The sequence below is a fragment of the Chitinimonas taiwanensis DSM 18899 genome (assembly GCF_900119825.1).
Classification (GTDB): Bacteria; Pseudomonadota; Gammaproteobacteria; order Burkholderiales; family Chitinimonadaceae; genus Chitinimonas; species Chitinimonas taiwanensis.
Map to the genome: position 1 here is coordinate 1 of NZ_FPKR01000009.1, position 18,257 is coordinate 18,257.

The window sequence follows — 18,257 nt, forward strand, 5'->3', positions numbered from 1 at the left end:
GTTGGCGATGACGGGTGGAAACGCCATCGTGGCACTGCGGTGCCGTTGCGGCTTCGCCGCTCATCCGGGACGGGGAAGTCCCTTTTATTCGTTAGGCTTCTATGTCGTTCACCTCTACATCCATCGGGCTGATATCCGCTGCATCGTTCCTGGTCCTAGCCAGCCCCAATTTGTGCGCAAAGCAATTGCCGAACAACCTGGACCCAGTCAAGTACTGCAATATCCTTGAAGAGGCTGGCCATGCAGCGCAGTATGTGGTTGAAACAGGTAGCTGCGTTGGCGAGGAAAAAATAGTCGGCGCCGAGATCGGCACCTCTGGTTTCAAAAATCATCTTACCTTTTTCACCAGATTCGGTCACGCATACAAAAGAAAGCAAATCTGGTTGTCGCTTCAAGTTTTAAATCCAGCCGAACACACTAGCGCACACGCCGAACTCAATCGAGTAGCGCAAGCACTGTCAAGAGCCTTAACAGGCGAATCATCCGTATTGCTCAAGAAGCTAATCTTAGGCGCCAGGAGTGGGAGTTATTCCACAAGGAACTGGAATGTAGAGACCACCGTTGAACCGTATGCTAGCGGCGAGGGTTATGGCATGCGAATCTATTTCATACCGGCTCGCCCATAGTGAGCCTCACCGCAAAGACCCATAAGTTGAGGTGCGCATTTTGCCTACATTACCCCAGCGTAAAACATGGAAAAAATATATTCCACCGTGGTTGAATCACCACATTTATACGATATTGAATATTTCGCCTATGGCTTTGACGACGAAGATAACTCTAAGTCCTATATTGACCTTCACCTAAAAAAGGGCGGCGAAGAATGTAAATTGAGATTTTGGGGGCCTAGAGATTTGCAAATCGAAAAAGGCTTTCCTTACGCAACAGGCGGCATGTACATCGAAGACGTTTCAAAGCACGGGCTAGATTCACTAAATGTATATGTTGGAGACTTTGAGGCCGCGCATGGCTCAATTACCTTCTGGGCAAAAGACGTTGAAAAGAAGAATTAGTGTGCAAAAGCCGCATAACACGTCAATCAAGTTCATGCCTTCGTCGCCGGACGTCGCTACGCGACGCCGCGTATTTTAGCGTTAGTCGTCTCAATCCTGAATCGCACATCAAAAGACATTCGTGATGGAAAAAGTACAAGTATTTCTAGTGATTGCAGGCCTGTGCTGGGCCGCGCTGCTTCTGAATATGCTTGGCACCTTCCTCAAGCGCTTTGCTGCCGTCCGGAAGTTCGGCACCGTGCTTCAATGGCAAGCCTTTGCCTTTTACCTTTTGGGTCTCGCCGGCACCGTTGCACTCATCTGGCCCACGCAATATGGGGACGGTTGGCACTACATTGCCATCTTCGTTGCTGTCTTTACGTTTGTCCCGCTTGGTGCATGCACCTTCCAGTTTTACAAGGCAGTCAAAGCCTCCCGCAATAAAACCACCTGAGCGCTGTCTATCATGTCATCTCCTTGGTGAGGCGAAACCATGTCCAACTACTTTCCTGTTTCCGGAACACATCACGAGATCGCCTCGTGGATTTGGTGCCATCTGGTGCCGAAGAATGAACGCTTCCCTCGCCACGCCTGCGCAACTGCGGCGGCAGGTAACACAGGCGTGGGTTCTACCTCCCTTTAATTCAGCGTCTGCACCAGCCCACATAATGACGGGAGTATTAAATCCACCATGAAACCGTATCTATTTTTTGCATTTGCGGCGCTTGTTTTGATCGCGCAACCGGCATTGGCGAGCTATCCGTGCCCGGCTGGCCCTGGGCCTGGCGAACAGCAAATCGGCGTTGGCGGCGGCTCGCATGGGATTGCTGCTGTGCCTCTGTGTGTGCAAACCGGTAGGCAGGCTGGTAGCGGTGGGGGTGGGGTCGCTGGAGGCGGGTATGCGGGTTATCGATGTGTTGGTTGCAATATTTTTACCGACCCTAACAGCCCGCCTAGTGAGGAGGCTATCCGCACCGCCATCGAGAACGAAAGGCAGCGCGTCAGAACGTTAGAAATCCAAAAGAAGATGTTGGAACACGAAGCAAAAGAGAAGGAGTACTTGGCTAAAGAGATAAAGCAGCTGGAAGCGAATCCGGCTTACCTGCGCTATATGCAGGGTGAATGGCAAATTTTTCAATCTAAGAAAGACTCGGCACCCGGAGATAACTGCGTTGCTACTTGGCGAAAAAAGGATGGCACGGTCAGTATTGTCGGCCCCGGAAAAGCCTATCAGGGTGGTATGTTGATCTTTTGGAGCGCGGATATTCCTCGGCCATCGACCACGCAAACGGTAGCAGTGACGCTTAAACAATCGAAATATCCAGCACAGTCGGTGAATGCGTTGAATTTCTCGGTGCCGAATATTCAGGCCGGTGCAATCGGCCTGACCGTGCCAAACATTGATGCGGCGCTGAACACGATGCTGGATGTTGAGCATTTCATTGTTGAAATGGACGGGCGTGCGGTTGCTGATATCGATTGGACCGGTGGCTTGGCAGCGCGCACTAAGCTGAAGCAATGCGTGAGTAAGCGCTAGTGGGCAGGTTGAAGATTCAAAGGTGGCGGTTTGCGCGCGCCCAGTGCAAGCAAGGCGACGCTGCTGTGCGTGGCAGTGCCTAAGCCCTTCCATTAAGAGGCCCGCCACGGTAAGCCGGCTTGGGCCTTTCATGTCAAACCTTAGCAGGCACATATGCAAAGCTTTGTTGGCAAAGTTGCGCTGATTTGCGGTGGCACCACCGGCATTGGCTTCGCCACCGCAAAAGAACTCGTGAAGCTTGGCGCAAGCGTGGCCATTGCGGCCAGAAACGTACAGCAGGGGCTAGCGGCTGAACGCGAACTCAAGGCGCTGGGCGGGAATGCGATCTTTTTCCCCGTTGATGTCAGCCATCCCGCTGCCGTTGCGGAGCTGATATCAGGCGTTGTTACGCACTTTGGACGACTGGATTGTGCGGTGAATAGCGCCGCCTCCGACGCACAACCGTCGGTCGCACATGAAATGCCTCACGATGAGGCCGCAGGCATCGTCTCAACGGACTTCCTGGGTGTCTTTCACTGCATGCAGTACGAAATAGCGGCGATGCTCAAGAGCGGAGGGGGCACCATCGTCAATGTTTCCTCCATCAATGGCCTGAGCGGCACCCCAACGGCCGCCGTGTACAGCGCGGCCAAGCATGCGGTGATCGGACTGACACGCTCTGCGGCCAAGGAATACATTGCGCACGGGATTCGCATCAATGCAGTCTGTCCCGGCGCGACGGACACCCCCAGACGCGAGCGGCGGATGGCCAAGCTGAGTCCAGAAGAACGGCTTGAACAGATCGAGGCACTTTCACCGGCCATCCCGATCGGGCGCCTTGCCAAGGCAGAGGAAATTGCAAATGCCATTGTTTGGCTAAGTTCTGCCTCGTCGTCCTATGTTGTAGGGCACAGCCTTGTGGTCGATGGCGGACTGCTTGCTTAATCAGCGAGTCTTCCAACCCTTTGATCGAGCGGGCGTCGCTCTGGAAGTACGACGCCGCCTCTTATCTCAATCCCTAAGCCAGCATGCACCTATTTGATCCGAGCGAATACCAATCCGTTGCTGTGGAAGTGGTGGAAAAGGTCGCGCAAGAACTGTCGCAACTGATTCCTGGCTGTCGTGTCGAGCACGTTGGCTCATCGGCCATCCCGGGCGCGATATCGAAGGGTGACGTCGATGTTTGTGTTGTCGTCCCCGCGCATACCCACCGCGATGCCGTCGCTGCTTTGGAACAGGCGGGCTACGTTGTCAAAGCCGACACGCTGCGAACACCCGAACTCTGCATGTTGTTGATGCCAAGTACGAACATTGATTTGGCGCTGCAAGTGGTTGCAGAGGGTTCGCGCTTCGAGTTCTTTATGCAGTTTCGCGACGCACTGCGTGCCAATCCTTCTCTCGTTGATCAATACAACGACATCAAACGAAACGCAGCAGACTTGAGTCATGAGGCATGCCGGGATGCGAAGGCCACATTTATTGCCTCTGTCTTGCCTCCAGCATGAGCAGGCCGTCAGCGAAGTAATCCACATGCTGCGCATGTGGATTACTTCGGGCAGCCCAAAACTACGCTTTGGTTTCTCTCCATGCCTGCGGTCTTATGGCCGCAGCTGATTTCCAATATTAAGTGGCACATCCCTATCCATCATGCACATTCGTCCATATGAACCAGCTGATGCCTCCTCTGTTGCGGCGGTCATCCTACCCATCCAGCAAGCTGAATTCGGTATTCCGATCACCCTTGATGATCAGCCCGACCTGCGGGATATCGGTGGGTTTTACCAGAAGGGCTCAGGCAATTTCTGGATTGCCGAGCTGAATGGCCAGACTGTGGGCACCATTGCCCTGCTGGACATAGGCAATAGGGACGCAGCGCTGCGCAAGATGTTCGTCGCCGCGCCATATCGCGGCCCAGCGTTCGGCGTGGCCAAGCATCTCTTGCGTGAGTTGCTAGCCTGGAGTGCGCGGCAGGGGCTGCAAAACATCTATTTGGGCACAACCGCCAAGTTTTTAGCGGCGCACAAGTTCTATGAGAAGAACGGCTTTATCGAGGTGGACAAGTCGTCTCTGCCTGAGTCATTTCCCCTTATGGCAGTGGATTCAAAGTTCTACCGATTAGCGCTAGCGGTAGCTTCGGCCTAGGCCAGTTTGACTGCCTCTGTTTTTAGGTGGAGCTATCCTTTACGTGCTGCCCCACCAAGCGGTATCGCCATTCGCCTTAGTAGTAGTAACGCGTGCGCTGTGCCTCTGGGCTGTTGGGGTATTGCTTGTGCAGTAGTTGAAAGGCTGCGCGCGAGGTGGGAGTGTGGCGCATGCCGCGGCGTGATTCCCATACTAGTTTTTCCAGTAGGGCCGGGCCCTCGGCCGATTTCGGTTGTGTGCTGAGCCAGGGCAGTATTTGCCGGCCCAGCCACTCGGTTTCATTGCGTTCGCGCAGCGTGTTGAGGTCGGTCTGCTGGGCGGCGCGTTGTGCAGTGTTCTGGAACGCCGGGCGGGTTTCCCAGCGGTAGTCGGCGGGTTGCTCGCTGGGTGTCCAGCTGTGGTATCCGGTTGCGGCGACGCCGCTTTCGTTTTGATTCAGGCGTGGCAATGCTTTCAGCAGCATGCTGCGCGCCAGGTGGAAGCGTTGTGCGGCGGGTGCAATCTTCTGACTGGAAAGGGATGACCAGGTCTCGTAAGCCGATTTTTCGAGCTTGGGCTGGTCGAGTAAGGCGCCCATCCGCCATGCCTCGCCAGCCAGTTGCAAGCGTATTGCGTCCGGCAGGGTTTTGATCTTGGCCAGGCTGAGCAAGTCCTCACCATTCAGGTTTGCCAGCAGCCAGCTGCGGCTTGCCTGTTCGATGAGTGGGGTGGGCTCTTCGGCCACAAACTGGGCAAAGTCGCTGTCGATGATCTCTTTTCCGAGCGATGTGCGCACCAGGTAGCGAGCCAGTGTGGGCAAGTCGGCGGCGGCCAGCATGGATAACTGATCGAAGGCTTGCCGCGTGCCGAGGCTCTCGCGCTTGAGCTGTGGTGCGACCTGGGCCAATTCCTTACGCGCGCCGGGGTAATCCTCGCGCGCCAAAGCCAGCCGTGCGCGTTGCCAGGCAAAGTGCAGGTAGAGCGGGTGCTCGGGCTGGTACTGGCGTGATGCGTCTATCAGAGTGTCAAGATCGGCCTGGCTGAGGTCGCTGCTAGACTTGCCGCTTAGTGCCATCAGTGCGCTGGCCAGCCAAATCGGCGATTGCGTGCGCTGCCAGCCGGCAATCAGCTTTTGGGCGGCGTCACTGCTGGTCGAGCGGATGCCGGCCGTAGCGGCTTTGCGGGTTTGGAATAACCAGTCGTCGGCATAGTCCGCTTCACCCATCACGGCCCATAGCCAGCGTGCGCTGCTGATCCAGCCGTCCAGGTCGGGTACGGGTTCCGGCTCATTCATCTGCTGCCATAGCGCAAGGTGTGCGGCCTTGGGGGCGTAGCGCGTGGCCAGAATGTCGTACAGCTCTTGCGCGGCCTCGCGCACTTCTTCGTCCTTGGCGTTGCGCACGGTGTGGCGTAGCCGCTGCGCCATGGGGTGTTCTGCCCAGCTGGGAGCTGTTTCGCGCAGCGTGGCGTAGGCGGCGGGTTCGGTGAAGGTTTCGCGCCACCAGCTGCGCACACTCAGATAGCCTGCCCATTCATGCCAGGGCGATGCCGTATCGGCCGCCAAGCTGTCGAAGGCCTGGCTGGCTTCTGCCAGCTTGTCTTGGTAGAGCAGCATGGCTGCGGCTTGGTAGGCTTGGTCTTGTTGCAGCCAGCGCGGCGCGTTGGCGGGCAGGGTGGGCAAGCTCAGCGCGGTGTTGCGCTTGTCGCAGGTGGAAAAGACGGCATCCTGGCCCTGTGCCCACAGCTTGACCCAGTCGTCGGCCTGACCGTGGTCGCGCTGGCGCTGCGCCAGGGTGCGCGCCGCCAGTTCAAAGGCGCCGGGCTGGCAGTTCTCGCTGTAGACGTAGCTGATTTGCTCGCGTATCCCGCTTTCGATCGGGTAGGGCGTGTCGCGCAGGCCAAACTGTCGGCGCGTTTCAATCCAGTTTTGCGCACCGTAAGGCTTGGCATCGCTGCCCGTTGTGCTCGGTGCGTCTTGGCTTGTCGGCTTAAGCAGCGCCGCCAGGGCCTCCTCATGGGCCGGTTTCAGGCCCAGTGTCTGGCGATAGGCCAGCATCAAATAGGATCGCTCATAGCTGGGCCAGAGCACGCCTAGCTGCCCATTCAGAAAGCGCGGCATCGCGGCAGGTTCGGGCTGCAGGCGGGAGGTGCCGACCCGCTGCTCATCGCTATAGCCACCGGATGCCTGGGTGGCTGCACTCAGGGCCAGCAAGAGGCTGGCGGCAAGCCAGGCCGGACGGCGGCATAGGTGGTATCGGCGAATCGGCATGGTTTTCCTCGCTTCGGTTACGGTGTTTTTGTGTGATGGTTTGACCAACCGGGCAGGCTACTGAGTGTTTCTGGCTGCCAGCGACGCGGTGCGAACAAGTAAAGTTGTCTATCCGCAAAGGCAGCCAGCGGCTGGTGGCCAAGTGATGCGGCTTGGCCATGCCACTCGTCGGTGGCCAGCCCAGCTGCTTGGCGGCAGCGCTCGGGCAACTCGTTTGGCGTCAGCATCCGTTGCTGCCATAGGCCGCGCTCGGCAGGGCCCATGCGAAAGTACATGGGCACCACTTCGTCCACCGGCAGGCTGCGTAGCCAGGCCTCATCCCCGCACCAGGATGCCAGGGCGGTGACCGAGAGCCAGGTTCTGGCGGGGAGCTTGGCACGCAGCGCCCGCAGCACGGCCAGGTAAAAGTCCTGCTGGCCTTTGCGCGCTTCAAAATCAATCTGCAGGCGGCGCAGCGGTGCCTCGGGCTTGTCTAGCAAGGCGGCATGGCGCGCCAGTGCGTTGGCCCATAAGGTCACGGCCTCCGGCCCCAACGCGGCAGGGCGACGTGGATGGAAGGCTTCGATATGCAGTACCGGCAGCAAGCGGGTATCTGGCCTGAGCTTGAGCACGGCTCGCCGTGGACGGACCTGAAAGCGGGCGTCTTGGGCATCGAACTGGGCGGCAAACCACGCCACGCCGACGCCGGGCGGCAGCCAGCGCAGGTCTTCCGGGCGGTCCCAAGCCCATACCCAGGTGTTATCCGCCCGGCAGGCCAGCGCGGCGAGTGTGGCGAGCAGCAGAAGCAAATATCGGGCGGCAATCACGGTAGCAAGGGGGAGACAGGCTGGGCTGGCTCGCTGCGAGTGTTGGTAGGGTTGAGCGGCGTACGGTAGCAGAAGGCCAGGGACGCCAGAAGAGGACGCTGCAGCGAGGTTTGCACGAAGGAGTAGGGCATCGATTGGCAGGGGAGGTGGGATCGCTTGCCCTGCAGCGACGAACGGCCATGCATTAAAACGAACGGTCGTGCTAAATTCTCGCTGTCGTCTTTCAAACCGGATAACCACCGACCATGTCCCGTACCGCCAGCAAGGGTGAAGCCACCCGTGATGCCATTCTCGATGCCGCGATTGCGCTGGCACGCGAGGTGGGGCTGGGCGCGCTGACCATCGGTGGTTTAGCCGAGCGGGTGGGCATGAGCAAGAGCGGCCTGTTCGCGCACTTTGGCGCCAAGGAAGAGCTGCAGCTGGCCACCCTGAAAGCAGCGCAGCTGCGCTTTGATGAGCAGGTGTCCAAAGTCGCCTTCCAGGCGCCACGCGGCGTGGAACGCCTGCGTGCCTTGTTCGAGCGCTGGCTGAGCTGGGCCGCTGCCCAGCGCCAACCGGGCGGCTGCCTGATGATTGCCGCGGCCAGCGAGTTTGACGATGTACCCGGCCCCGTGCGCGACTTCCTGGCCGAGCAGCAGCGTGGTTGGTTGCTGGGCCTGGGGCGCACCGTGCAGTTCGCCATCGACAGCGGCGATCTGCCTGCCGATACCGATTGCGAGCAGTTCGCCTTTGAATTGTTTGGCCTGATTTTGTCTACCCATCACCATGTGCGCCTGCTCAATGACGCGCATTTCCTTGCCTCGGCCCGACGTGGGCTGGAGCGCCTGATCGTTGCACCGCCACGGCACAACGCCTAGTTCCGCCCTTGTCGCCTTAGGAGCCTGACCATGACCACCGCCAGCTTGCCATTTAATAGCACGAACGTTCGTAATTATATCGCCCTGAATTCCCTGCGCGCCGGTCTTGCCACCACCGCGCGGCTATCGCCCGAGCTGGCGCTGGCCTGGACGGAAAAGTTGTTCTTCACCCCGCCGCGCCACGATTGGCCACTGGCCGAGCGCGAATGGCTGGCGCGGGCCGAGCAAGGCACCCTGCACACGGCTGGCATGCCGGTGCCCGAGTGGGATGGCAAGCCGATGCGCAGCTACCGCTGGGGCGAGGCACGCCGCGGCAAGATCGTGGTGCAGCATGGCTGGGGCGGCCGTGCCACCCAGTTCCAGGCCTTTCTGCCCGGCTTGCTGGATGCGGGCTACCAGGTAATCGCGATTGATGCGCCCGGCCATGGCGCTAGCGCCGGAAAGCGCGCCTCGCTGATTCATTTCGCGCAGGCGCTGACCCGTCTGGTGCGCAATGAGGGCGCGGTCGATGGCCTGATCGCCCATTCGCTGGGCGGCGCGGCGTCCATTTACGCGCTGGCCAGCGAAGGCCTGCCGGTGGGACGGGTGGCCTTGATCGCGCCGAGCGCTGATGTGGCGGTATGGGCGCGTCAGGTATCGGGCATGCTGGGTCTGTCCTGCGAGCTGCAGGCACGCTTACGCACACGCATGGAAACCCGCTTCGGCCTGCAGTGGGACGAGTTGAATGCCATCCACCGCGCTGCCGAGTTGCAGCAGCCGGCGCTGATCGTGCATGACCGTGGCGACAAGGAGGTGGCGGCCCAGGCGGGCATCGGCATCGCCAGCGCTTGGGTGGGTGCCCAACTGCAGCTGACCGAGGGCCTCGGTCATCGGCGCATCCTGAAGGACGCAGCGGTGGTGGATAGCGTGCTGCGCTTTATGCGCGGCTAGGCTGCCGCACGCCAGTATGCAAAAAGGGGCCAGTGGCCCCTTTTTGCATCTGCATCGGCTGTACTCAAGCCTGCTTGGGCTTGGCCAGGAAGCTGTCCAGCACCATGAGTGCCGCGCCCACGCAGATGGCCGAATCGGCCACATTGAAGGCAGGCCAGTAGAAGCGGCCGTAGTAGAGCTGGATGAAGTCGATCACATGGCCGTAGATGACCCGGTCGATCACATTGCCAATGGCGCCGCCCAAAATCAGCGTCAGCGCCAGGGCATAGCGGGTCTCGCCGTGCTGCTTGCGCAGGATGTGGATGATGACCGCCGACACCACCAGCGCAAGGCCAGTGAAGAAGTGCTTTTGCCAGCCGCCGGCATCGGCCAGGAAGCTGAAGGCCGCGCCGGGGTTGTAGGTGAGTACCAGATTGAAAAAGCCGGTAATCGGAATGCTGTCGCCAAAATTCAGGCTGCGCTCGACTGCCTGCTTGGTGATCTGGTCCAGCACCACGATGATGGCCGCCAGGCCCAGCCAACGGGCCATGCCGTGCTTAAGCATGCGCGCGCACCTCGCCCGAACCGAACAGATTGCTCACGCAGCGGCCACACAGCGTGCTGTGCTCGGCATGGCTGCCCACATCGGCGCGGTAGTGCCAGCAACGCTCGCACTTTGCGGCGCTGGAAGCGGCTACTGCCACCTTGTTTTCCGCGCCTTGGGCGAGGCTGAGCTTGGAGACAATCAGCACGAACTTCAGGTCGTCGCCGAGCGCCGCCAACAGCGGGTAGAGCGTGGTATCGGCCGTGATGGTCAACTCGGCCTGCAGGCTGGAGCCGATGCTGCCGGCTTCGCGCAGCACTTCCATTTCCTTCTTGGCGTTGGCCACCAGCTCGCGCACCTTGGCCCAGTCCTCTGCCAGCTTGGCGGCGTCACCAGCCTGCGGAATCGCATACCAGGTATGCAGCAGGGTGTTGTCTTCGCCATTGGGATCCGCGGCGCCGTTCAGCGTGCGCCATACCTCGTCGGCGGTGAAGCTCAGTACCGGTGCCAGCAACAGGGCCAGGCTACGGGTGATGTGATAAAGCGCGGTCTGGGCCGAGCGGCGAGCCGGGCTATTGGCCGCCGTCGTGTACAGGCGGTCCTTGAGGATGTCGAGGTAGAAACCACCCAGGTCATCGGCGCAATAGTGGTGGATGCGCTGCATGGCGGTGTGGAAGCTGTAACGCGCGTAGTCGGCGGTCACTTCGTCCTGCACCTGCTGGGCCAGTACCAGCGCATAGCGGTCGATGGTCAGCAGCTGGTCGGGGGCGACCAGATCGCGGGCAGCATCGAAATCGCTGAGGTTGGCCAGCAGGAAGCGCAGGGTATTGCGCACGCGGCGGTAGCTATCGGCCACGCGCTTGAGGATCTCGTCCGAGATGCTCATTTCGCCCGAGTAATCGGTGCTGGCCACCCACAGGCGCAGCATGTCAGCGCCGTACTGGTCGATGACCTTCTGCGGCGCGACCACATTGCCCTTGGACTTGGACATCTTCTCGCCCTTGCCGTCCACGGTGAAGCCGTGGGTCAGCAATTGCTTGTAAGGTGCGCGGCCCTGGGTGGCGCAGCCGGTCAGTAGCGAGGACTGGAACCAGCCGCGATGCTGGTCCGAACCTTCCAGATACAGATCAGCCGGCCAGGCCAGTTCGCTGCGCTGCTTGAGCACGGCGAAATGGGTCGAGCCCGAGTCGAACCACACATCGAGCGTATCGTTCAGCTTGTCGTAATCCTTGGCCTCGTCACCGAGCAGTTCGGCCGCATCGAGCGAGAACCAGGCATTGATGCCGGACTTCTCCACGCGCTGGGCGACCTGTTCCAGTAGCTCGAGCGAACGCGGATGCAGCTCACCCGTGACCTTGTGGACGAAGAAGGTCATCGGCGTGCCCCAGTTGCGCTGGCGCGATACACACCAGTCGGGGCGGTTGTTGATCATGGCCTCAAGGCGCGGGCGGCCCCAGTCCGGGAAGAACTCGGTGTCGTCCACGGCCTTCTGCGCGACGGCACGCAGGGCCTGGCCGGCGTGACCGGGCTTTTCCATGCTGATGAACCACTGCGCGGTGGCGCGGAAGATGATCGGCGTCTTGTGACGCCAGCAGTGCGGGTAGCTGTGATTGAGGCGCACATTGGCCAGCAGCAGGTCCTGCTCGGCCAGCTTCTCGATCACCAGCGGGTTGGCTTCCCACACCGTCTTGCCTTCGAATAGCGCGACGCCCGCCTTGTAGCGACCGTCATTGCCGACCGGATTGTCTTCGTCCAGACCGTAGTGGCGGCCGACCAGCCAGTCATCCAGGCCGTGCGCGGGCGCGGTATGCACGAGGCCGGTACCGGCCTCGGTGGTCACATGGTTGCCAAGGATGATGGGCGAGACACGGTCGTAGAAGGGGTGGGCGAGCTGCAGATGTTCGAGCTTGCTGCCATGCGCCTGGGCGACCACTTCCACCGATTCGAAACCGAAGCGCTTGATCGCGCTCTCGGCCAGCTCGCGCACCAGGATCAGCAGACCCTTGGGGGTCTCGATCAGGTCGTAGGTGAGTTCCGGGTGCACGCAGACGGCGCGGTTGGCTGGCAGCGTCCACGGCGTGGTGGTCCAGATCACCGCATAGGCCGGCACACCGGCCAGGCGTTCGGCCGGCAGGCCAAAGGCCTTGGCCAGCGCAGCCATGTCCAAAACCTGGAAGGCCACATCAATGGCCGGGCTGTTCTTGTCCTCGTACTCGACTTCGGCCTCGGCGAGCGAGGAGCCGCAATCCACGCACCAGTGCACCGGCTTCTGGCCCTTGACCAGATAGCCGTGGCGATGGACTTCGCCCAGGGTGCGAATGATATTGGCCTCGGTCTCGAAAGCCATGGTCTTGTAGGGGTTGCCCCAGTCGCCGGTGATGCCCAGGCGGATGAAGTCCTTCTTCTGACGCTCGATCTGCATCTCGGCGTACTCGCGGCACAGCGTGCGCACAAAGTCGGCCGGCAGATGGGTGGCCTTCTCGTCGAGGCCATTTTCCTTGCGGAAGGCGACGATCTTGGCGTGGATGGCCGGATTGGCGGCCACCGCAGCCTTGTCGCTTTTCACGATCTTTTCGATCTGGTGCTCGATGGGCAGGCCGTGGCAGTCCCAGCCCGGCACATAGGGCGCATCGAAACCGGCCAGGGTCTTGGTCTTGACGATCAGGTCCTTGAGTACCTTGTTGACCGCGTGACCGATGTGGATGTCGCCGTTCGCATAGGGCGGGCCATCGTGCAGGATGAATTTGGGCCGACCAGCGCTGTGGGCGCGCACGCGCTCGTACAGCTTCTGGTCCTGCCAGCGCTGCAGAAAGCCCGGCTCGCGCTTGGCCAGATCGCCGCGCATGGGGAAGGGCGTATCGAGCAGATTGACGGGGTATTTATTGTCTTCAGACATGATGGCTGTGTATTCCGGCTAATTTTTGAACCGCAAAGCACGCAGAGGGCGCGCCCTTGGCGGTGGGGGTATTGGGCAGCTTGCAGAACCCTCGCCCGCTCACGGACGAGGGTCACTAATTCGTTCGCTGTGATGGCGCTCGCGGTAGTAGGCGCGGGTGTTTTCCACATCGAGCTTGATCTGTGCGACCAGGGGCTCAAGGCCTGCGTACTTCACTTCGTCACGCAGCTTGTGCAAAAAATCCACGCGCAGATGCTGGCCGTAGATATCGCCCGTAAAATCCAGCAGATGCACTTCCAGCGACATGCGGCCCGATTGGTCGACCGTTGGCTGCAGGCCTAGGCTGGCCGCGCCGAGAATGGGGGCGCCCAGGCCGTGCACTTCCACCACGAAGATGCCGGTCAGCGGCGGGCGGTTGTGTTTGACCTGGATATTGGCGGTCGGGAAGCCGATCTCGCGCCCCAGTTTGCGGCCATGCTTGACCCGGCCGCTGATGCTGTAGGGGCGACCCAAGAGCTGGTTGGCGCTGTCCATATCGCCGCGCGCCAGCGCTTCGCGCACCGCGGTGCTGGAGGCGCGCCGGCCATCCACGCTGATCTCGGGCATGGCTTCGGCCAGGAAGCCGAACTGGTGGCCAAGCTCGGCCAGACGTGCATTGTCGCCGCTACGCGCCTTGCCAAAGCGGAAGTCGTCGCCCACCAGCACATAGCGCGCGCAGATCTGCTGCGCGACGATCTGGCCGGCGAAATCCTCGGCGCTGAGGCTGGCGAACGGGCGGTTGAAATGGGCAAGGTAGACGCGGTCTATGCCGGCATCGCGCAGCAGTTCCAGTTTTTCCCGCAGGCTGGACAAACGTGCCGGCGCCGCATCGGGTGTGAACAGCTCGCGCGGATGCGGCTCGAAGGTGAGTACCGCGGCCGGCAGGCCAAGCCGCTTGGCCTCGCCGACCAGGCGGTCGAGCATGGCGCGGTGCCCGCGGTGCAGGCCATCGAAATTACCGATGGTCAGTGCACAGGGGCCAGCGGGACGAAAGGGGGCGCCGCGAAATACCTGCATGAATTGAATTGTGAAACCGGCGTGGGAAGACCGGCGATTCTACTTGCGGGGGGCGTGGGGGTCTAGGCGACTTGCTGCAATGCGCCAAAGCGCGCCGGGCTGTTGGGCTCAGTAACGCACGTCCACCGTGCCATCGGCGCGCACCACGCCTTGCACCGTGGCGCCGGACACCATCTTCACGCTGACCTGCTGGCCCTCGGCTGCATTGCCCAGCGCGCGGCCTTCACTGACCACCTCAAAGCCATTGCCGCTGGCGATCACCTTGACCACATTGTTCACGCGTACCGCAAACGGCGCACGTAGCTGATCGCTGCGCAGCGGCGCGGCGGCTGGCGTGCCGCCAATCAACGTGCGGCCTATGGCCTGGGTGTGGTCGGTAATCACGGTAGCCGGCAGCTGGGCCAAGTCGCCGCTACGTTTCTCGATATCGGCTTCGCTCAGCTCGTGCCCGGCGGGCAGGGCGCGTGCACTGGCCCAGTAATCGGCCTGGATGGAAATCGCCACCGGCAGATTGACCGACCACTTGGCACCCTTGCCGCACTGCACGCGCAAGCTGGTATTGCCGACCAGGCGATTACCCTGCACCAGCAGCACGTCCAGTTTCTGGCAGGGTGCGAGCTTGAGGCGCTTGTCCAGCCGGCCGAGCTGAAAGCTGGCGCGGTCGCCATAGCTGGCCAATTGCTCGGCCAGGAAATCGCTGGCGGCCGAGCTGATCGCTTCAAGGCTCTGGACTTTCTCTTCGGCCCAAGTGGGCAGAGCCAAGAGCAGCGAGAGGAGGAATGCACTGCGCAACATCGGTGGGCTACTTATGACGCTGGGCTTTCCAGTGTGGAACCGTCTTGCCGGAAACGCAAGCTGCATGCGGCTTTCAGCAAGCCACACGGGCTCGCAGATTGTCCAGCAGCGCCTGGCCTTCGGGCCAGGGCCCAAAGCCCGCATCGCTATTGATATGCCCGGCACCCTTGAGCACCACCAGTTCCGCACCCCAGGCCTGCGCTAGCGCACGGCTGCTGGCCAGCTGGCTGAAGGGGTCGTTATCGCTGGCGACCACCGTGCAAGGGAAGGGCAGCAGCTGGCGCGGAATCGGCGCAAAGCCACGAATCGCCAGCGGCGCATCGGGCCGTTCCACATCGGCCGGGGCAACTAGCAGAGCTGCGGCCACCTTGGCGGCCTTGTGCGGATAGCGCTGCGCCCAGTGCACGAGGTTCAGGCAGCCCAGGCTATGGCAGGCCAGCAGCACCGGGCCCGCTGCAGCGTCTATCTGTGTATCCAGGCTGGCGACCCAGTCATCCAGCTCAGGCTGCAGCCAATCGGCTTGGCTAACCCGTTGGGCATGGGGCAGTGTGGCCTGCCAATGGGTTTGCCAGTGGCTGGGGCCGGAATCCTGCCAGCCTGGGTGTATCAGTAGATGCATGGTGTAGACCTTGCTTGGAAATTGGGCCCAGCTTGCATGCGTGTTGGACGGCAGGCAAGCACCGGTTGATGTGAAGCGCTACGCTGAAACGGCTGGCTTCGGCGTATCATCGCGGCTGAATAAACATGCTTTTGGAATAACCCCATGCTTGAAGTCTTGTTTGGCATCGTTGCCTTGGTTGTTTTGCTGGCCGGCGGCCTGGTGGTGGTACGCCTTGGGCAGCTGGCCCAGGCGCAGCGCACCACGCTGGATTTGCTGACCGCCCAGTTGGAAGAGAAGCACCGCGCCATGCTGCAAGATCTGCATGCCGGCTTGAGCCGGCAGTCCGAGGCGCTGAGCCATGGTTTCGCCGAGCAAAGCGAGCGCCTGCGCAGCAGCGTGACCGAGTCGGGCGAGCGCCTGCGCGATAGCGTGGGCCAGTCTTTTGACCGGCTGCGCGAGGCGGTGGGCACCGAGCTCAAGGACACGCGGGTGGGGCTGGATACCCTGCGTGCTTCGCAGACCGAGGCGCTGCAGGCCGCGCAGATTGCCCAGACCAATGCGCTGCAATCGATGCAGCTGACCCAGGCCCAGGCCCTGGCCGACAGCCGCGAGGCGATTGCCAAGCAGCTGGCCGATATTTCGCAGACCGTGCAGCAAAAGCAGGACAAGCTGCGCACCGAGGTGCTGGAGACGGTGAGCAAGCTGGTGGGCGAGCAGGGCCGCGCCCAGCAGGAACTGCTGCTCAATACCCTGCGCCGCACCACTGAGCAGCTGACCCAGACGATTGCCCAGCTGACCATGACCGTGGACGGCCGCCTCGAGCAGATTTCCGGCAAGGTGACCGAGCGTCTGGACGAGGGCTTCAAGAAGACCAACGAGACCTTCGCCAGCGTGATGGCGCGCCTGGCCACCATCGACGAGGCGCAGAAGAAGATCGACGGCCTGACCACCAATGTGGTCAGCCTGCAGGAACTGCTCGGTGACAAGCGCTCGCGCGGCGCCTTTGGTGAAGTGCAGCTTGAACACCTGGTCAGCAATGTGCTGCCCACCAGCAGCTATCAGCTGCAGGCCACGCTATCGAACGGCACGCGCGCCGACTGCCTGCTCAAGCTGCCCGAGCCGACCGGCATGGTGGCGGTCGACTCGAAGTTCCCGCTCGAAAACTACCACCGCATGTTCGGTACCACGGTGACCGAGCCCGAGCGTGCCGCCGCGCAGCGCCAGTTCCGCCTCGACGTGAAAAAGCATATCGACGCGATTGCCGACAAATACATCATTAGCGGCGAAACCGCCGATGGGGCGGTGATGTTCATCCCGGCCGAGGCGGTGTTTGCCGAGATTCACGCCTATAACCCTGAGCTCGTGCAGTACGCGATGGGCAAGCGGGTGTGGATCGTCTCGCCCACCACCATGATGGCGGTGCTCAATACCGCACGCGCGGTGATCAAGGATGTGGAGACGCGCCAGCAGGTGCATATCATCAAGGCGGCGCTGTCGCGCCTGTCGGAAGACTTCCGCCGCTTCGATACCCGCATGAAGAACCTGGCCACCCATATCCGCCAGGCGCACGAAGACGCGCAGCAGGTGCAGATTTCCAGCGAGAAGATCAGCAAGCGCTTTGTAGAGATCGAGCATGTGCGCTTCGACGAGCCGGGCGCACCGGCCGTGTTGCCGAGCGAATCGGTGCTGGCCAACGACTGAGCGGCTGCGCGTCCCGGCGGCGTAGTGGCATCACGCAGCTTGCCGCTGGCAAACCCTGCCGCATTTGCCGGCAAGCGCGCCGTAAACCAGCGCTGCCGCCCGGTGTTCTCACGCTACTGTGCCGCGCCCAGCCTTGCCTTGGGACAATGGTGACCTTTTCATGCGCCAGGGCCTGTTTCTTGCTTTGAATCAGGCACTTCCCGTTTCTCCCCGCACCGGAGGCCATCATGAGCATCAAGCAAACCCCAGCCAGCGGCTTTCAGTTCCAGCAGCTGAATCTTGGCCACGAATCGGCCGATAAGCCCAAGAGCAATGCCTTCGCGGTACAGCTCGCGCAATTCCAGACGCAAACCCTGAATACCTTGCTCAGCGCCAGCGCGGACGGCCAATCGGGCGCGGCAGGGATATTCGGCGCCGAACAGGGCGACACGAACCCGCTGTTTGCCGGCCAGGACAGCGCGGGCGGGCAGGGGCTGAGTGCGGATGGGCGCAATCTCGGCTTGTTTGACCCGGAGTCGGGTTACCGGATGATGAGCGTGATCAATCAGCGCGAACTCAACTACCAGGCAGAGTTTGCCGCGCTGACCGAGATGGGCGCCGATGTGACCGAGATGCGCGCCGAGGGCATGGAGCTGGCCGAGCTGGATGTGAGCAGCAGCAATGCGCAGATCCGCGCCGAGCTGGAAGAGTTTGTCGCCGAGTACAACGCCTGGCGCGATGAGTACCAGGAAGAAACCCGTGCAGGCGGCGCGCTGGCCGACTCCAACGCCGCGCGCATGTCGCGCTACGAGCTTGAGCAGAGCATCCAGAATTCCTTTACTGGCGCTGCAGACGGCTTTCGCGGCATGAATGCCTTGGGTGTGAGCATCGACCCCGGCAGCGGCCGCGCGCGCCTCGACCCCGCCGCACTCGATGCCGCGCTGGCCGATAACCGCAGCGGCGCGGTCGCTACCATCGACGCTTTCAGCGCGCACTTTGCCGAGGCAGCCACGCTCTTGAATGCCGACAACAACTTCATCCAGAACCGCCTGGCCAATCTAGGTCGGGTGATTGACTACCTGAAGACCAACAAAACCAGCTTGCAGGCTGAGTTTGGCAGTGGCGATGCGGGCAGCAGCAAGGGCATTGCCGATGCGCTGGCGGCCTACCAGAAGATGGCGGCGGGGAAGGCTTGATCTAGGAGAAAGCGGGTGG

Annotated in this window: 18 protein-coding genes; 10 read left to right on the forward strand and 8 right to left on the reverse strand. The window is 61.4% G+C overall.

What is annotated here, in order from left to right; all coding sequences use genetic code 11:
- Window positions 1-155 precede the first annotated feature (155 nt).
- A complete protein-coding gene (locus BT173_RS19320; protein ID WP_139256130.1) occupies window positions 156-395 on the reverse strand; it encodes a hypothetical protein in 240 nt (79 codons plus the stop codon).
- Between the two features lie 297 nt (window positions 396-692).
- On the opposite strand from BT173_RS19320, the gene BT173_RS19325 reads away from it, so the two are divergent.
- From BT173_RS19325 to BT173_RS11855, 6 genes are all read left to right on the forward strand, one after another.
- Window positions 693-1,013 (forward strand): hypothetical protein, encoded by a 321-nt coding sequence (locus BT173_RS19325; RefSeq protein WP_139256131.1) that lies wholly within the window; start codon window positions 693-695, stop codon window positions 1,011-1,013.
- A 124-nt stretch (window positions 1,014-1,137) separates the two neighbouring features.
- Window positions 1,138-1,446: a hypothetical protein gene (locus tag BT173_RS11835; RefSeq protein ID WP_072428877.1), complete on the forward strand. Its 309-nt coding sequence runs from the start codon at window positions 1,138-1,140 to the stop codon at window positions 1,444-1,446.
- A 237-nt stretch (window positions 1,447-1,683) separates the two neighbouring features.
- On the forward strand, window positions 1,684-2,529 hold the full coding sequence (locus tag BT173_RS19330; RefSeq protein WP_139256132.1) for a hypothetical protein: 846 nt from the start codon (window positions 1,684-1,686) through the stop codon (window positions 2,527-2,529).
- A 153-nt stretch (window positions 2,530-2,682) separates the two neighbouring features.
- Entirely contained in the window at window positions 2,683-3,453 is a 771-nt protein-coding gene (locus tag BT173_RS11845) for an SDR family NAD(P)-dependent oxidoreductase (protein WP_072428879.1), read from the forward strand.
- 83 nt (window positions 3,454-3,536) lie between these two features.
- Window positions 3,537-4,013: a GrpB family protein gene (locus BT173_RS11850; protein WP_072428880.1), complete on the forward strand. Its 477-nt coding sequence runs from the start codon at window positions 3,537-3,539 to the stop codon at window positions 4,011-4,013.
- 142 nt (window positions 4,014-4,155) lie between these two features.
- Window positions 4,156-4,650, forward strand: coding sequence for a GNAT family N-acetyltransferase (locus tag BT173_RS11855; protein WP_072428881.1), 495 nt, complete (start codon window positions 4,156-4,158; stop codon window positions 4,648-4,650).
- A gap of 76 nt (window positions 4,651-4,726) precedes the next feature.
- On the opposite strand, the gene BT173_RS11860 is transcribed toward BT173_RS11855, so the two are convergent.
- Together BT173_RS11860 and BT173_RS11865 are read right to left on the reverse strand one after the other, a co-directional pair.
- Entirely contained in the window at window positions 4,727-6,898 is a 2,172-nt protein-coding gene (locus BT173_RS11860) for a hypothetical protein (RefSeq protein WP_072428882.1), read from the reverse strand.
- A 17-nt stretch (window positions 6,899-6,915) separates the two neighbouring features.
- The gene (locus tag BT173_RS11865; protein ID WP_084658496.1) at window positions 6,916-7,686 is read right to left on the reverse strand and encodes a hypothetical protein; all 771 of its coding nucleotides are present in this window, start codon (window positions 7,684-7,686) and stop codon (window positions 6,916-6,918) included.
- A gap of 263 nt (window positions 7,687-7,949) precedes the next feature.
- On the opposite strand from BT173_RS11865, the gene BT173_RS11870 reads away from it, so the two are divergent.
- The gene (locus tag BT173_RS11870) at window positions 7,950-8,561 is read left to right on the forward strand and encodes a TetR/AcrR family transcriptional regulator (RefSeq protein ID WP_072428883.1); all 612 of its coding nucleotides are present in this window, start codon (window positions 7,950-7,952) and stop codon (window positions 8,559-8,561) included.
- A gap of 30 nt (window positions 8,562-8,591) precedes the next feature.
- On the forward strand, window positions 8,592-9,491 hold the full coding sequence (locus tag BT173_RS11875; RefSeq protein WP_072428884.1) for an alpha/beta hydrolase: 900 nt from the start codon (window positions 8,592-8,594) through the stop codon (window positions 9,489-9,491).
- Window positions 9,492-9,555: 64 nt separating this feature from the next.
- On the opposite strand, the gene lspA is transcribed toward BT173_RS11875, so the two are convergent.
- The 5 genes from lspA to BT173_RS11900 all read right to left on the reverse strand — a co-directional run bounded on the left by lspA (window position 9,556) and on the right by BT173_RS11900 (window position 15,380).
- The gene (lspA, locus tag BT173_RS11880; RefSeq protein WP_072428885.1) at window positions 9,556-10,035 is read right to left on the reverse strand and encodes a signal peptidase II; all 480 of its coding nucleotides are present in this window, start codon (window positions 10,033-10,035) and stop codon (window positions 9,556-9,558) included.
- Window positions 10,028-12,910, reverse strand: coding sequence for an isoleucine--tRNA ligase (gene ileS / locus BT173_RS11885; RefSeq protein WP_072428886.1), 2,883 nt, complete (start codon window positions 12,908-12,910; stop codon window positions 10,028-10,030). Before ileS ends, lspA begins: the two co-directional genes overlap by 8 nt.
- 99 nt (window positions 12,911-13,009) lie before the next feature.
- Entirely contained in the window at window positions 13,010-13,966 is a 957-nt protein-coding gene (locus tag BT173_RS11890; RefSeq protein ID WP_072428887.1) for a bifunctional riboflavin kinase/FAD synthetase, read from the reverse strand.
- A gap of 108 nt (window positions 13,967-14,074) precedes the next feature.
- The gene (flgA, locus tag BT173_RS11895) at window positions 14,075-14,761 is read right to left on the reverse strand and encodes a flagellar basal body P-ring formation chaperone FlgA (RefSeq protein WP_072428888.1); all 687 of its coding nucleotides are present in this window, start codon (window positions 14,759-14,761) and stop codon (window positions 14,075-14,077) included.
- Window positions 14,762-14,834: 73 nt separating this feature from the next.
- A complete protein-coding gene (locus BT173_RS11900) occupies window positions 14,835-15,380 on the reverse strand; it encodes an RBBP9/YdeN family alpha/beta hydrolase (RefSeq protein WP_072428889.1) in 546 nt (181 codons plus the stop codon).
- Between the two features lie 144 nt (window positions 15,381-15,524).
- Between BT173_RS11900 and BT173_RS11905 the strand changes: the two genes are divergently transcribed.
- Together BT173_RS11905 and fliD are read left to right on the forward strand one after the other, a co-directional pair.
- The gene (locus BT173_RS11905) at window positions 15,525-17,063 is read left to right on the forward strand and encodes a DNA recombination protein RmuC (RefSeq protein WP_072428890.1); all 1,539 of its coding nucleotides are present in this window, start codon (window positions 15,525-15,527) and stop codon (window positions 17,061-17,063) included.
- A 227-nt stretch (window positions 17,064-17,290) separates the two neighbouring features.
- Window positions 17,291-18,238: a flagellar filament capping protein FliD gene (fliD, locus tag BT173_RS11910; RefSeq protein ID WP_072428891.1), complete on the forward strand. Its 948-nt coding sequence runs from the start codon at window positions 17,291-17,293 to the stop codon at window positions 18,236-18,238.
- Window positions 18,239-18,257 lie beyond the last annotated feature (19 nt).